A 15230-nucleotide genomic window follows, 5' to 3' on the forward strand; every position below is an offset into this window, starting at 1 on the left:
CTGAACTCGTTTCAGGATCTCTCTCAACAGCGCTCCTCGCTACCTGACTGCCCGAACGGCAGGGATCCTGAAACGAGTTCAGGATGAGGAGAGCGAGAGAGAGGGGGAGAGGAAGGTGAATGAGGGGAGATGGAAAAACCCGGCACAACCATTCCGGTTTATTCCCGTTGCGCCCTGCCTTATCCTTGGCCTGACCATATTCTCAGGAGTATCCCATGAATGTCGCGGCCCCCGTTTATATCTTCGACCCTGCCGAAAAACCCAGCCTGCCGCTGTTTGATGTACCGCTTGTCGAAGCGACGGACGACAACGTCAGGGAATATGGCCGCATGGTTGATGACCCGGCGGATTGCGATGTCGAGATCGTCCGCTGGCCGGCACAAGGCTGGCGTCCGGTGGACGAGGACAGCGGCGATGAAGGGGGTGTGACAGAGGGCATCTTCTACGGAAACTGGCGGGGTGATGTGCTCTATGGCTCCAATGAGGCGGTTGGCGGAAACTATGTTCTGGGCTGGTCAACCGATCCGCAGGCTGCTTCTGCCGAACGCCAGACCACCCCGCGTGAGAAAGTCCTGCTCTGGCACCTCAATTATCACCCTGATGGCGGACAGATGTTTTTCCCGCTGGATAACAAGCCATTTGTCGTACCCGTCGCCCTGCCCGGCGACGACCTGACCCCGGACAAACTGATCGCCTTTCGCTGTGACGGATCACGCGGACTCTATATCCATCCCGGTATCTGGCATGAGGGAATTTTTCCGGTGACGGACAACCAGCGATTCCTCGACAGGCAGGGCCGGGTACATGCCCGGATCAGCTGCGATGTCGGTGCGGAATTCGGCGTCTATCTGTCCGTACCCTTACGGTAGTGTGATAACACCGCCTATCGACGGAATTATCGAATTCGTATAATATTCACCCGCATTGAATGCATTCGTCCCGCTGGTGACGTCACCAGATCAGGGGCCATGCCCGGGAATTACCGATGATCAGATCTGTCTCACTTGTTGCTGCCCTGCTTTTGTCGACGACACTAGCGTTACCCGCCTTCGCCCAATCCGCATCTTCACCTCCGGCAACCGCCAATGAAGGCCCGCTGGATAACGGTCGTTACACCATCATGGAAGGTGAAATCGGCGATCCGGGATTGCGGGTCACCATCCTGCTGGATACCCGTTACGGTCGCACCTGGCTGCTGCAGAGCGGCGCGGAAGGCCCCCGCTGGGTCCGGGCACCTCTGGTCACCATGGAACAGGCCCCGACCGGCATGTCACTGCGTCCGCTACCGGTACGCCCTGCGACGACCAAGAAATAGGATATCCGGAATTCTGTCAGTCTGCGCCGGCAAATTCCGCGGTGCAGACTGATGGGGATCCGCTGATCACCGGTGCGTTGGCAATGCTGACAGAACTTTGTGTCCGCTGCATGCGTGCGCGTATTTCCGGGAGGCATTTGCCACATTCTGCCCGGCAACCATGAAATGAGTAGACCTGACTGCAGCGCTGCACCCCGGCGCAGATCGCCTTGTCAACATCACGTTCATTCAGACCATTACAGTTGCAGATATACATGTCATCTATCGGGCAATTGCGACTTACTTTCATAATGTAATGCGAAGCATTATCATTTACAACAAATCAATTCCAGAAACAAAAACCGTGAGTCCCTTTGGCCCTGCGGTCCAGAGATGTTAATATCCGAATAATCGAGTTCCCCGCCTGAACAGGGCAGCATTAACCAGAGAAAGGCAGGATCATGAAGGGTTCGAAAAAAGTAATCAGCGGACTGAACGGTATTCTCCGTAACGAACTGACGGCCATCAACCAGTACTTCCTGCATGCCCGCATGATGCGGAACTGGGGTTATGAGCGACTGGCCGCCCATGAATATGCCGAGAGCATTGGCGAGATGAAGCATGCGGACAAGCTGATCGACCGCATTCTGATGCTCGACGGCCTGCCGAATCTGCAGGATCTCGGCAAACTGAAAATCGGTGAGTCGATTCCGGAAATCCTGGAAAGCGACATGGGCGCGGAAGTGAACAACCAGAAAGACCTGAAAGCGGCAATCGCCGTCTGTGAAGAAGACAGCGATTACGTTTCCCGCCAGATTCTGACAGAAATCCTCGACGAGACGGAAGAACATATCGACTGGCTGGAATCGCAGCAGCTGTTGCTCGAACAGACCGGCCTTCAGAACTATCTGCAAAGTCAGATTGGCGGCAACAGCGAAGGCAGCTAGTCTTCTGCCCCAAAGGCAGGAGAGACAAGTGCTGACACGGATTCGCGTTTCTGACGGCGTTGAACTTCAGGTCGAAGACTGCGGTACGGGCCAGCCCATACTGTTCATCCATGAATTTGCCGGTGACATGCGGCAATGGGACTATCAGGTTCGTCGCCTGTCACGGACCCATCGCTGTATCAGCTACAATGCCCGGGGCTATCCCCCCTCCGATGTACCGGAGGGGGCAGAAGCCTATTCCCAGGACATCGTCATTGCCGATGCCCTCGCCATACTGGATGCACTGGGTGTTGCATCAGCCCATATCGTCGGCCATTCGATGGGGGCCTATACCGCCCTGCATCTGGGTATTCGCCACAGTGATCGCTGCCGGTCGGTTGTTGCCGCCGGTGTCGGTTACGGTTCCGACCCCGCAGCCCGCAAGGCCGCAGAAGCCGAGATGAAGACGGTGGCAGAGATGTTCCGCACCCTGCCAATGGCAGACTCAGCCGCCCTGTATGGCGCTGCGGACATGCGCAAGACCTTTGCCCGCAAGGACCCTGCCGGATTTCAGGCCTTTGTCGACCGGATGTCGGAACATTCCGGGCTTGGCCATGCGCTGACCATGGAAAATCTGCAAATGAAGCGCCCCACCCTGCAGGACATGCGGGACGGGCTGGCCAGCTTCCGGCCGCCGCTGTTCGTGATCGCCGGAGATGATGATGACGGCTGTCTGGAGGGCAGCCTGATGATCAAACGTACCGCTCCGAATGCCGGCCTGCTGGTGCTGCCCCATTGCAGTCACATGATGCCCACGGAAGAGCCGGCACTCTTTACCGAGGTCATCACCGAATTTATCCGGAACGTCGAAAGCAAATCATAACGGTACGGGCGGATCATCCCCGCGCAGAAGAGTCACCCCCCGGCCCACCCGTTTGACCACATCTCTCACGCAATCGCTGAAGGCCAGTGCGGTTGGTGTCGGTTCCGTATCAAGTGGCCAGACCACCCCGAAATCCATGCGGAAGGCCGGCAGAACCGGCAGCTCGACCACGCGTTCCCGGTGCAGATTGGCGGTAAAGGGATCGGTAATCGCATAACCCAGCCCTTCCCCTGCAAGCGAGCAGGCAAGCGCGGATGAAGAGACCCGCATCCGCGTGATCGCCTGTAACCCGGCATTGGCGAACATCGCATCGGTTTGCCCCTGCAACAACGTATCCGGCATCAGTGCGATCAGGGGACGGGATGCCAGTTCCTCAATGGTCACCACATCCTGACGGGCAATGTCCCAGCCTTCCGGAATGACAGCGACCGCCGTCCCCCGGCAAAGCGGCGTAACCCGAAGACCGGGATTGTCTACAGGCAGAGGTTCCAGCCCGAGATCAAACTCGCGCCGGGCAAGCCATCGTTCCATATCCCGGCGGTGATACATCTCGATGGTCAGCGGAACGTCGGGATAGCGCCGCGCAAACAGTCCGGCAGCAGGTGCTGCAACCGTGTTGGCCATCCGCGACATGGCGACAACCCGCAGATGCTCGTTCCGGCCGGAATGAATTTCGCGGGCAATATCCGGCAGTCTTTCGATCCCTGACAGAATGCGCGAGGCTTCGCGAAAAAAGGCGCGGCCCTGATAGGTCGGACGCAGGCTGCGCTTATCGCGATGGAACAGCGTCAGATGCAGGCTCGCCTCCAGACCGCTTATCAGCCGGCTGACTGCCGGCTGGCTGAGATTCATATCCTCCGACGCACCGACCAGATTGCCGTGACGCATCACCAGACAGAAAGCCCTGAGAGCCTTGACGTTCATGAGGCCTGTTCCAGTTAAACAAAACGCAACAAACAGCCTAAGTGTTGCGTGAGTTTCAACTGGCAATCAAGCGGTGACTGGCCTGTTTCCGCCTACATCTTCGCAAACGCATCAATGGCCTGGATGATCGCCGGACCGATCAGCACGATGAACAGGGGCGGCAGGATGAACAGGATCAGCGGCAGGGTCAGGGTTGCCGGCAGACGTGCCGCCTTCGCCTCTGCCCGCATCAGCCGTTCGTTCCGGAATTCCGCCGCCAGCACACGCAGCGACCGGGTCAGCGGTGTGCCGTAGCGTTCGGTCTGGATCAGGGTATTGACCAGTCCGGAGACTTCCGGCATCGGTGCCCGCAGGGTCAGGTTTTGCAGGGCCTTTCGCCGGTCTGGCAGGAATGACAGTTCGGCAGCCGTCAGGGCGATTTCCTCTGCCAGTTCCGGCGTAGAAGGGGCGATTTCACGGGCCACCCGGGCCAGCGCGGCATCCAGACTGAGTCCCGCCTCGGCACAGATAACCAGCAGGTCCAGCCCGTCCGGCAGCGCCTTGCGCAGGGCCTGCTCCCGCTTGTCGCCCTGATTTTTCACAATCAGGCCGGGCAGCAGATAGCCAAAGATCACCGCCGTGAAGCAGATCGCCGGTCGAAAAGCCGGTTTGACGGGATAGACCTCCAGCAGATAGATCGCACTGACCGCCAGTACACCGAAAGCAAAGGGCAGGCTGAGACGAAAGAACAGATAGGCGACCATGGCATCGCGGGAGCGCCAGCCCGCCCGGGCCAGCCGGAACTCAGCCGTCCTGCCCTGTTCCGACCGGCGCAGGTTGAAGCGTTCGATCACCCGGCGCATCAGGCCGAGACTTTCCTCCTTCAGCCCCCCGAACCGGCGGTCTGCGGCAACAGGGTCAAGACGCTTTGCCCGTAATGCGGCACGCTCCCCCGCCACCGCCCGGATACGCCGGGCCGACGGGTCACGCATCAGCAATGCCCGCCAGACCACCACCATCGCCGACAGCGCCCCGAAAGCCGCCATCAGGACCGCAAAGTCATCCGGGCCGAAAGCCGCGGGCAGGTAATCGGCAAAATTCATATCTCGAACCGTACCATCTTTGTCATCACCGCAACCCCCATCCCCACCATCGACAGGCCGACCCCGGTCATGATCATGCCCCGGACATCGGTCAGCAGCAGGGTCACGTAATCCGGATTGATGACATACAGAATGGTAAACATGGCAAAGGGCAGCGAGCCGATGATGATCGCGGATGCCTTTGCCTCGGACGACATGGCGGCGACCTTCAGCTTCATCTGGCGGCGACGGCGAATGATGTCGGACAGGTTATCCAGTGTCTCGGCCAGATTGCCCCCGGTCTCCTGCTGGATCGACAGGCTGATGACAAAAAATTTCACCTCCGTCGATTCCAGCCGGTCAGCCATCGACCAGAGCGCTTTCTCCAGCGGCTTGCCCAGCCGGACAGCGTCGCAGACCTTGCCGAATTCGGTGCCGATGGGGTCGTCCATTTCACGGGCCACGGCCATCATTGCTTCCGTCACCGGCAGACCCGATTTCAGGCTGCGTACAATCAGATCAATGGCATCCGGAAACCGAGCGGCAAATTTCGACCGGCGGCGGCTGATCAGAAAACCCACCACGGCATGCGGCAGAGCAAACCCCGCCGCCACGGCGCCGGGTATCGCCAGCGGCACAGCCAGTCCGGCCCAGAAGATCAGGAACAGCAACATCCCCGTCGCCACCGTCAGGGAAGCAATCAGATAGCCGACCGGGGTCAGACGAATGCCGGAGGCAGAAAGCCGCAGCTTCAGATTTTCCCGCCGGGGCATCATCTGCGACAGTGCCTGTAACAGGGGGTGGCCGCTTCCCTCACCGTCATCACGGCGAACGCTGGCCAGCGTCTGTACCTGCATCTGGCGTTCGCCCCGGGCGGCAGCAATGCGACGGCGCAACCGCCGTTCACTGCCAGCCACTCCCTGCCAGATCACATAGCCCAGCAACATCACCGCCATCGTTGCCAGCGCGATCATCGCCATCAGCATCAGGTCTTCAGACATCGCCGGGGTCATGCCAGGACCTCCATCAGGGATCGTTCCAGCCCGAAATAGGCTGCACGGGTGGCAAAGGCCGGACGCAGCCCGGTCGGGCGGAACTCTCCGGTCAGGGTGCCGTCGGATGCTTCACCGGTGAATTCAAAGGTGAACAGGTCCTGTGTCGTTACCACCTCACCCTCCATACCGACGACTTCCGTCACATGGGTGACGCGGCGTTTGCCGTCGCGCATCCGGCTGACCTGAACAATCAGATTCACCGCCCCCGCGATCTGCGCACGGACGGCCTCGTTCGGCAGTTTCACGCCGGACATCGCCACCATGTTCTCCAGCCGGACCAGTGCCTCACGCGGGCGGTTGGCATGCAGCGTACACATCGACCCGTCATGTCCGGTGTTCATCGCCTGCAGCATATCCAGCGCCTCACCGGCACGGATTTCCCCGAGAATGATACGATCCGGACGCATCCGCAGGGCATTCTTTACCAGCTCCCGCTGGGTGATCTCGCCCTGCCCCTCCAGATTGGCCGGCCGGGTTTCCAGCCGCACCACATGAGGCTGCTGCAATTGCAGTTCCGCCGCATCCTCGATTGTCACGATGCGCTCCCCCGCATCTATCATCTGCGACAGTGCATTCAGCATGGTGGTCTTGCCGGACCCGGTACCACCGGAAATCAGCACGTTCAGGCGACAGCGCGAGGCGATTTTCAGCACCGTCGCCATGCGATCAGAGACACTGCCAATCCCCACCATCCGGTCGAGGGTGATCTTCTGTTTGGCGAATTTCCGGATCGAAATCGAAGGCCCGTCAATCGCCAGCGGCGGGATGATGATATTCACCCGGCTGCCGTCCGGCAGGCGGGCATCGACCAGCGGCGAGGTCTCGTCGACCCGGCGGCCGACCCGGCTGACAATGCGGGCGGCGACACTCATCACATGCCGGTTGTCGCGAAACCGCACATCCGCCAGTGTCAGTTTGCCGCCCCGCTCAACGTAAATCTGGTTCGCACCATTGACCATGATGTCGGTCACCGCCTCATCCGCCAGCAGCGGCTCCAGCGGACCCAGCCCAAGCATCTCGTCCAGCATCAGTTCGACCAGGCCGTCCTGTTCAGCCCGGTTCAGCTGGATGCGTTCTTCCACCAGTATCTCGCCGACCAGATCCGACACCTGAACGGCCAGATCGGCCCGTTCCATCTTCGTTGCCGCCGCGGCATCCATCCGCTCCATCAGCAGGGGCTGGATGGTCAGCCGTGCCGTCTCGATTGTCGCCCGTCCATTGGCTTTCGCTGCATTCAGCAGGTCTGGTGCGGTCTGTTCCAGTGACCGCATCAGCATGGTGACCAGATTGCGCCGGTCCATCCCGTCCAGCCGGACACCGTTTTCAATCGCAATATTGTCGACTTCCGATGCCAGCGCTGCCCTTGAAGACGGCGCACCCGCCATCCGCAGCGAAGCCGTGACAACCGCCAGCAGAGAATCATGCGCCTCGCGAACTGCGGTCTGTTCGGTCATCTTTCGCGCTTCACCTTCTCCGGCAATCGCGGGTGGTGGCGGCGATATGACGGTCAGACGCCGGGGACGCTGGCGGGCGCGTTGTCCGATCATGCCGGTTTCACCCGACCCAGACCGAACAGCCCCCTGCTCACCGGTGCCGCCACGGGTGAAAGGGCCGTGATCAGGTGACGAAACCGCAGCAGCGATTTCCGGCCACCGGATTGCCGGGCAATCGGGGCACCCGCCATCCCTGCTTCGGCAATACGGACATCCTCAGCCAGACAGGCAACCGGTTCGCGACCGATCCCCTTCACGAAGGTTTTCAGCGGCATCTCGCCCCGGCGCCGGGCACCCTGCCGGTTAACGACCACATCAACCGATCCGGCTCCCCGGTCTGCGGCCATCCGGATCAGCCGCACACTGTCGCGCAATCCGGCAATCGTCAGGTCGCTGACGATCAGGCTGCGGTCAGCCACGGCAAGGCCCGCATCCCGCAAGACCCGCCCCTGTCGCGGCAGATCAATGATGATGTCATCGACCTGACCGGACAGTTGTTCCAGCAGCGCCCGCAGACCGGTTGCGTCATAAATATCCGCTGTATCCGTCTCGCCACCCCCCAGCACCGCCAGCCGGTCAGACGATTTCACCATCGCACGGTCCAGAAACAGCCCGTCAATCCGTTCGGGGTTTGCCAGCGCCTCTTCCAGCCCGCGACCGGCTTCCAGATCAAGCGACAGGGCCACGGTACCATAACCAAGGTCCAGATCCACAATCGCTACCCGCCGCGACTGTTCATGGGCCAGCAGCCAGGCCAGGTTGACCGCGACCGTGGTTGCCCCGACGCCGCCGCGAGCCCCCGTCACCGCAATGATACGGGCGCGGTCTGACGGTTTGTCGGGCCGTGCCCGGGCGACCAGATTGCTATCCATCGCCAGCACCGACTCAATCGCATCCGTCAGGTCTTCTTCGCGTACCGGGGCAACCAGATAATCATCCGCGCCCGCTGCCAGCAGGGACCGGCAGAGACGGGCATCGTTGCGGTCCCCGATGACGATCACCGACGCGCCATCGGGACAGCCCGCAGCGATCTCGTCAAAAGCCTGCGCGGGGTTTTCAACATCACAGAGGTCGGCAATCAGCAGCAGGCTTGCTGTCTGGTCCGGGACAGACATCAGCAATCCGCGCCAGTCACCGGGCAGGGCACGGGCCGGCCAGCCACGACGCTCAAACTCCCGGTTCAGCAGCACCGTGGTTTCGTCGCTGGTGGCATTGGCAATCAGATACCGGTCAGCAGGTCCGGCAGAGGCAACGCTGGCGGGGGATGGAGCATTCATGACGGGGTGCCCTCAGTCATCTTTTGTCGGATCAGCTGCGACAGGAACCTTTCCCGTCCGCCAGACCTGCACAGACCGGACCGCACCGGCACCATCATCCGGAGACAGCGCCCGTCCACCTGCCAGATCAGCAGGGTCGGCGATCATGGCGCCCAGATTAAGCGCCGTCGCGCAGCCGAAATTGCTGGTTGGCCGGTTGTCCTCATTGCGTCCGGTGGACATTGACCAGTCGGGACAGGCCGGGGCATTCACCATATAGCGCCGGGCGACGACAGTAACGATGCCGTCCCCTTCCGGGGTTTCCCGCATGTCCTGCCGGGCCGCATGATAGACCGCAATCCGGTTTTTCGGCACACCATGCGCCCGCAATATGGCGGTCACAGATGCCCCCCGACGCTGACCCGTGATGTCGTCGGGCACCAGCAATGCAAAACGTTCGTCACTGCGTCGCCCGGACAGAAAGTCATCCAGATGCCGCCGCGCCATGGTCTCCGGCAATGTGCTGCCCGGATCAAAGACAACGTGATGGCGCATTTCCGATGTGACGACCTGCAGCTGTTTCAGCGATGTTGTCGGTGCGGGCGGCGTATCCGCCGTGCGACAGGCCCCCAGCGTCAGCAACAGGGTCAAAGTGAACGCGACAGAGTTCGGAAATCTTTTCGGTTCCTCAAAGAATATCCGGCGTGGATTGTTGAGCGCACACATCGGGGCTTCTCCCTTCTGTCAGTCCGTAAGTTTAAATCCGGCGGGTGAAGCCAGCGTCGGTGCCGTGATCCGCACATCATGGGCAGCCCCGTCGATCAGCCGGTCGCGGTCCCGCGGGGCCGCATATCCGTCCAGCGGACTGGCCACCCCGGCCGGGGACGAGACCGGTTTCACCAGATAAGGGGTGACGATAATCACCAGTTCCGTCTCCTCGCGGCTGAACTGGTCAGACCGGAACAGCGCGCCCAGCACCGGCACCTCACCCAGCCCCGGAAACTGCGAGACGGAATCATTGATATTGTTCTGCAACAGCCCGGCGATGGCGAAGCTCTGCCCGGAGGCAACATCCACCGTCGTTTCTGCCCGGCGGGTCGTCAGGGCGGGTACGGAAAAGCCGTTGAACTGAATCGCACCGGCATTGGAAAGCTGGCTGACCTCGGGCCGGACCTTCAGGCTGATCCGGTCACCCAGAATGGTCGGAGTGAACCCCAGCGAAACCCCGAACTGCTTGAACGTCACGGAAACCCGGCCATTGCTTTCCGGCACCAGAATCGGAAACTCGCCCCCGGCCAGAAAGCTTGCCGGTTCACCAGATTTCGCTGTCAGGTTCGGTTCAGCCAGGATCGAAATCAGACCTTCCGTATCCATCGCATCCAGCAGAATATTCAGATCCAGATTACCTTTCGAGAAACGGCCGAAAGTATTGAAATTCGTCGACTGGCTGGGCGTTCGGCTGAGGAAGGATCCCGCAGCAAAAACCGGGTTGCCGGTCGCCAGGCCGAACGAAAAGGCACCGGCGCTGTAAATCGCATCCCAGTTGATTCCGAAAGTCTTGGTGACATCCCGGCTCATCTCGGCGACCCGCACCCGAAGGTTGACCTGCGTCGCGGCATCAATGGACATGCGGTTGATGATCTGCGCCGGGTCGCCGACAAAGCTGCTGGCAAGACCACGCAGGTTTTCCGCCTCCAGCGCCGAGGCAACCTTGCCGGACAGCACCAGATTGCCATTCAGGGAATCGACACTGACATCCGATTGCGGTGACAGATCGAAGATCGCCCGCCGCAGCCGCGCAACATTGTGGGTTACCGTGATCGGCAATCCCGCCAGCACCCGGTCGCGACTGTCGACTGCGAACAGGCTGGTCTCTCCGGCCCGCCTGGCAAAGACATAAAGCAGGGTCGGTGACTTGATCTGCACATCGGCAATTTCAGGATCGGCAACAAATACGGTGGATGCCGGGGCCGGCAGCCGAACCAGCTTGCCCTTATGGACTTCAATCAGCAGCGGCTCTCCTTCCGGAGCAACAACACTGGCACCAAATGCCGGGTCCATCGCAACGGTCAGTCCGGTCAGGAACGCCGCCGTCAGAAAAGCCGCTATAATATATCTGGCGGTCATTGTGAGGCTCCGCCGAACTGCTTCACTTCGGCATTGCCACCACGCATGACCGTGACACTCCGCGTCTGTGATTTTTTCGACGCCGGGCGAATCAGGAGAGGCGAGACCTCGACATCCCAGGTATGCGATTTCAGATCCCAGGGGTTGAGTGCGGGCGTTTTCGTCTTCCGGTCGGCGGCCAGCTGATAGTTGTCATCTGCCGAACCCGGCGCGGTGATATCGGGGATGGCCTCTGCAACCGGATCGGCAGCCAGACTGCGAAGTGACAGCGACAGTCGCCCCATATCCGGCAACAGCGCAACCGCCTCTGCGGTTTTCGGATTGACTTCCAGTGTCACCGTCTTGCCGGTTGCTGCTGCACCTGACCGGTCATCAATCGCCTGATCAATGGCCAGCACCCGGACATCCTCCAGCGCGGTGATCGTCGCCCTCCGGGTGACCTCCTTACTCATCTTGATGGCCTGTGCCAGAATGATATCCACCTGATCGCCCGGAAAGACGAACCCGGCCACGCCGGAGACATCGCTGACGGCGATCGTTACCGCCCGGTAACCGGGTCTCAGAACCGCCGCCAGAAAGCCCGTATCGCCGGGGAAAACCAGGCGTCCGCGGGTAACCGGCTGGCCGGCATCAACCGCTTCCCGCAGCACGGCACCAACCAGATCTTCCGGGGCGACATTATCTTTCAGGATGTAGCTGTCGGGCACCGCATCATCCGGCCAGGCCTGCCAGCGAACGGCCGGCGGACGAAAGAATGCCCCGCGTGGCAGGGATTGCCGGGCAACCATGACAAAAACCTTCGCCGGCTCCGGTTCCGGCGCCTTGTTGACCTGTGACTGCAATGCAGCCCGCTGGGTATCGATCCAGTTCCGGGCCGTCCAGGCAGCCCCACCGGCCAGAACAATGGCGAGAATAGCGAAAAGCAGGGTGCGCAGTGTCATTGGTCAGCTCCCCGCGCTCAAAATGCCGCGCCGGTCAGGCGCCAGGCGAGAAACAGCCCCCCGCAGGCAATCGCAATCCCGTAGGGCAGAACAATTCCGGCTGGAGATGATAGGGTTTCAGAGGGTGAACCCGCCGCCAGACCAAACATGCCGCGGACCGGGGTTTTCATCATCAGCGCAAGCACCCCGCCGGCAAGACCCGTCACGAAGAAGGTTGCCATAACCTCATCCGGCCCGGCCCACAGGGCTACAACCGTGAGCAGTTTTACATCCCCTCCGCCCATCCAGCCCTGAATGAAACAAAAAGCGCAGAGTACAAAAGCGCCGAAACTGATCAGCAGCGACCAGTGAACCGAAATCGGGCTGATCCAGGCATAAACGGGAAAAAGCACCAGCAGGCTGACGCTGAGAAAATTCGGAATTCTGTAGGAAAGGGTATCCCAGACAGCTGCAATGACCAGCAGGACCGCAAAGATCAGAACAAGCAGTTCTCGGGTAATGAATTCAGGCATATCGGGGACCCTCCCTGAAACCGGCACCGCCGGTTGAAACGGGGGCAGCTTTCTGCCGCCACCCGTTCAACCGAGCCACCACCGGCAGTTATCTCACTGTTATGAACCGCCGCCAGTGGTGCCGCCGGTCGTACCACCCGTGTCACCACCGGTCGTACCACCTGTCGTGCCGCCACTGCTGGCCGAGTTGGTTGCATTGGTCAGTTCGGTCGACACCGTCGTGAACATGTTGTCGAGCGATGTCCCCATCAGGCCGAGGGCCGTGATGGCAGCAACGGAAACCAGTGCGGCGATCAGGCCATATTCAATAGCGGTGGCGCCGGAATCATCTTTGCGAAACTTTCTGAGAAACGTGAGCATCTGTTTACCTCCAAAATGCAGCTCAATTGACAATGTAAGCATGTGGACAAACAAAATACGCGTCAAATAAAAAATAACTAATAGTTAACTATAGAAATGTATTTAGTTTTATAATTAGTTTTACGATTAACTTATTTATTATTTTAATTAAAATTTTATAGATATATTTTTCTTGAACAGATACTGAAACAGGCAGCTAAATCAGCCATGATGAAAAAGCTGAAACGCCTGATTATTTCATTTTTTACAGCATGTTACGAAGCGCACAGGCTTTCTGTCGCGGTCTTAGAAACCCTTCGGACTGTCATCTCGACACTTCGCAGTACGCTGTTCTGTACTCGCGGAGCGACAGCATTGTTTCTCGGCTTTGCGACGATTCCACTGTTCGGGTTTGTCGGTCTCGCCGTTGATGCATCCCGTGGCTACATGGTGAAGTCCCGCCTGTCCCATGCCCTCGACGCTGCCGGACTGGCGGGGGGGCGGGTCTTTTTCTCAGATACACGGGACGCCGACATCAACATGTATTTTGATGTCAATTTCCCGCCCGGCTATATGGATTCCACGGTCGTCGGACCGCTGATCCGCGCCGTCAATGATGATGAACTGCTGCTGCTTGAAGCCCGTGCAACCATCCCCACCCGGTTCATGCATCTGTTCAATATCGATACACTGACAGTCTCGGCGACGGCAGAGGTCAAGCGCCGCACCCAGATCATCGAGGTGGTGATGGCCATCGACATGTCCGGTTCGATGACCTCCTCCGCTGGTGGCGGGCAATCCCGCATTCAGGCAGCCCGCAATGCCGCGACCGAGATGATCAACATTCTCTATGGCGACAACGCGACAAAAGACCTCCTGAAAATCGGTCTGGTTCCATGGAATGCAAAGGTCAATGTCCGGCGTGAGGGAACCAGCTACAACAGCGCCCTGACCACCAGCGTCAGCGTGCCTGATTTCGTCAACCCGCTGACCGGCACCGTCCAGTCCGAACTTTATTATGCCAACAACAGCCCGGTCCCCCTGCTGTCGGCTCCGCCCTCGAACTGGCGGGGATGTGTGTTCAACCGCTACCTGGACAACGGCATTGCCGACGATGATGCAGACATTCACCTGTATGAACATTCATCGCCAACCGGCGACTGGCAGGGCTGGGAGCCGGTCGGACCGGAGGGCGAGCCGGTGAGCGGTGGCACCTGTAGTCTCAGCGTGAACGGGGGTGAATGCACCCCCTGCCTGAACCGGGGCATCACGCCACTGAACAATGTCAAACAGACCATTCTGGATGCCGTCGGGGATCTGACCAGCCCGACCGGAAATACCAATATTCCGCAGGGACTGGGCTGGGCCTGGCGGGTCCTGAGACCCGGCGCTCCCTTCGATGAAGCAGAGGTCGCCCCGCAATTCCCCCGCCAGCAGGCCATCATACTGCTGACCGATGGTGAAAATTTCGGGGGAAATGGCGACGGCTACAAGGCGGTATTCGGAACCGGGTCAGGTGCCGGCAGCGGCATGAATCCCCGCCTGCTGGCACTTGCCGCCAACATCAAGGCCAGCGGCGTCCAGATTTACACCATTCAGTTCGCCAATAACGGCACCGCCCTTCAGACCCTGATGCAGTCTGTTGCAACAGAACCGGAATCTCCATTCTATCAATACGCCCCGGATGCGGATGCACTGCGTGATGTGTTCCGGGAGGTCGCCAACAATCTGTCCGAACTGCGGCTGTCGAAATAAGCCCCGGTCAGCCGAAAGGCTTTTCTGCGCCTGCCGGGACTTCCACATCAAAGGCGTTCAGGGTCATGCAGAGCAGCGAGTAATAGCCGATCAGAACCACCAGCTCGACGGTTGCCGGCTCGCCAAGGCAGGCGATCACAGCCGTCATTGTGGCCTCGGATGCCGTCCGGTCGAACACCAGTTCGCGGGCCAGCTGCACAGCAAGCTGTTCATCCTCGCCCAGACCGTCCGGCATGTCTCCGGCTTTAAGGGTCGCCAGCTGCGCCTCCGCCACACCGGCTTTGACGGCCAGCGGCGCATGGGCATACCATTCGTAATTCGCCTGAAAAGCCGCACCGACAGCCAGAATACCGATTTCCCGCAGGCGGTCATTCAGTGACGTATTGTAACGTACGGCCACCCCGACATTCTGAACCGCATCACCGACATTCGGCGCCACGTTCCACATACCGAACGGCCCCTGAAGACGGCCTTCGTCATCAATGAACGGGCTGCGCCGTCCCTGGCTTCTGGGACCATTGACGATGTCGTCATACATGGCGCGCTGCTCCGCGCTCATTTCTTCGGGAAGCGGTGGCAAAATTCTCGACATCGTCCAATCCTCGTCCTGTCACGGGTTCCAGACGGGACTTTGCAACGATGGCGACCGGGCCACAACCCGGTC

The 15230-nt window shown here is 60.0% G+C and carries 17 protein-coding genes; 5 read left to right on the plus strand and 12 right to left on the minus strand.

Annotated elements, in window-relative coordinates; all coding sequences use genetic code 11:
- Window positions 1-215 precede the first annotated feature (215 nt).
- Complete coding sequence (locus GH722_03155; protein ID MRG70753.1) at window positions 216-869, plus strand: ureidoglycolate hydrolase; 654 nt, start codon at window positions 216-218, stop codon at window positions 867-869.
- A 116-nt stretch (window positions 870-985) separates the two neighbouring features.
- Window positions 986-1315 (plus strand): hypothetical protein, encoded by a 330-nt coding sequence (locus GH722_03160; GenBank protein ID MRG70754.1) that lies wholly within the window; start codon window positions 986-988, stop codon window positions 1313-1315.
- Between the two features lie 16 nt (window positions 1316-1331).
- On the opposite strand, the gene GH722_03165 is transcribed toward GH722_03160, so the two are convergent.
- Entirely contained in the window at window positions 1332-1604 is a 273-nt protein-coding gene (locus GH722_03165; GenBank protein ID MRG70755.1) for a hypothetical protein, read from the minus strand.
- A 151-nt stretch (window positions 1605-1755) separates the two neighbouring features.
- Between GH722_03165 and bfr the strand changes: the two genes are divergently transcribed.
- Window positions 1756-2241, plus strand: coding sequence for a bacterioferritin (gene bfr, locus GH722_03170; protein ID MRG70756.1), 486 nt, complete (start codon window positions 1756-1758; stop codon window positions 2239-2241).
- A gap of 28 nt (window positions 2242-2269) precedes the next feature.
- Window positions 2270-3103, plus strand: a complete 834-nt coding sequence (locus GH722_03175; protein ID MRG70757.1) for an alpha/beta fold hydrolase — start codon at window positions 2270-2272, stop codon at window positions 3101-3103.
- Here GH722_03175 and GH722_03180 read toward each other — a convergent pair.
- From GH722_03180 to GH722_03225, 10 genes are all read right to left on the minus strand, one after another.
- Window positions 3098-4027, minus strand: a complete 930-nt coding sequence (locus GH722_03180) for a LysR family transcriptional regulator (GenBank protein ID MRG70758.1) — start codon at window positions 4025-4027, stop codon at window positions 3098-3100. The two genes, GH722_03175 and GH722_03180, sit on opposite strands and share 6 nt — an antisense overlap.
- Before the next feature lie 92 nt (window positions 4028-4119).
- The gene (locus GH722_03185) at window positions 4120-5109 is read right to left on the minus strand and encodes a type II secretion system F family protein (protein ID MRG70759.1); all 990 of its coding nucleotides are present in this window, start codon (window positions 5107-5109) and stop codon (window positions 4120-4122) included.
- Window positions 5106-6101 carry a pilus assembly protein TadB gene (locus GH722_03190; protein ID MRG70760.1) on the minus strand — a complete coding sequence of 332 codons (996 nt, stop codon included), beginning with the start codon at window positions 6099-6101 and terminating at the stop codon, window positions 5106-5108. Before GH722_03190 ends, GH722_03185 begins: the two co-directional genes overlap by 4 nt.
- On the minus strand, window positions 6098-7528 hold the full coding sequence (locus tag GH722_03195; protein ID MRG70761.1) for a CpaF family protein: 1431 nt from the start codon (window positions 7526-7528) through the stop codon (window positions 6098-6100). Before GH722_03195 ends, GH722_03190 begins: the two co-directional genes overlap by 4 nt.
- Before the next feature lie 158 nt (window positions 7529-7686).
- Entirely contained in the window at window positions 7687-8913 is a 1227-nt protein-coding gene (locus GH722_03200) for an AAA family ATPase (protein ID MRG70762.1), read from the minus strand.
- Between the two features lie 12 nt (window positions 8914-8925).
- Window positions 8926-9618 carry a hypothetical protein gene (locus GH722_03205; GenBank protein ID MRG70763.1) on the minus strand — a complete coding sequence of 231 codons (693 nt, stop codon included), beginning with the start codon at window positions 9616-9618 and terminating at the stop codon, window positions 8926-8928.
- A gap of 18 nt (window positions 9619-9636) precedes the next feature.
- Window positions 9637-11019: a type II and III secretion system protein family protein gene (locus tag GH722_03210; protein ID MRG70764.1), complete on the minus strand. Its 1383-nt coding sequence runs from the start codon at window positions 11017-11019 to the stop codon at window positions 9637-9639.
- The gene (gene cpaB, locus GH722_03215) at window positions 11016-11960 is read right to left on the minus strand and encodes a Flp pilus assembly protein CpaB (protein MRG70765.1); all 945 of its coding nucleotides are present in this window, start codon (window positions 11958-11960) and stop codon (window positions 11016-11018) included. Before cpaB ends, GH722_03210 begins: the two co-directional genes overlap by 4 nt.
- Before the next feature lie 17 nt (window positions 11961-11977).
- Entirely contained in the window at window positions 11978-12472 is a 495-nt protein-coding gene (locus GH722_03220) for a pilus assembly protein CpaA (GenBank protein ID MRG70766.1), read from the minus strand.
- 99 nt (window positions 12473-12571) lie between these two features.
- The gene (locus GH722_03225; protein ID MRG70767.1) at window positions 12572-12832 is read right to left on the minus strand and encodes a Flp family type IVb pilin; all 261 of its coding nucleotides are present in this window, start codon (window positions 12830-12832) and stop codon (window positions 12572-12574) included.
- A gap of 207 nt (window positions 12833-13039) precedes the next feature.
- Here GH722_03225 and GH722_03230 point away from each other — a divergent pair, with 207 nt between their 5' ends.
- Window positions 13040-14566, plus strand: coding sequence for a VWA domain-containing protein (locus tag GH722_03230; protein ID MRG70768.1), 1527 nt, complete (start codon window positions 13040-13042; stop codon window positions 14564-14566).
- A 7-nt stretch (window positions 14567-14573) separates the two neighbouring features.
- Here GH722_03230 and GH722_03235 read toward each other — a convergent pair whose 3' ends face one another.
- Window positions 14574-15158, minus strand: a complete 585-nt coding sequence (locus GH722_03235) for a carboxymuconolactone decarboxylase family protein (GenBank protein MRG70769.1) — start codon at window positions 15156-15158, stop codon at window positions 14574-14576.
- Window positions 15159-15230 lie beyond the last annotated feature (72 nt).

This window comes from Alphaproteobacteria bacterium HT1-32 (assembly GCA_009649675.1).
Classification (GTDB): domain Bacteria; phylum Pseudomonadota; class Alphaproteobacteria; order Rhodospirillales; family HT1-32; genus HT1-32.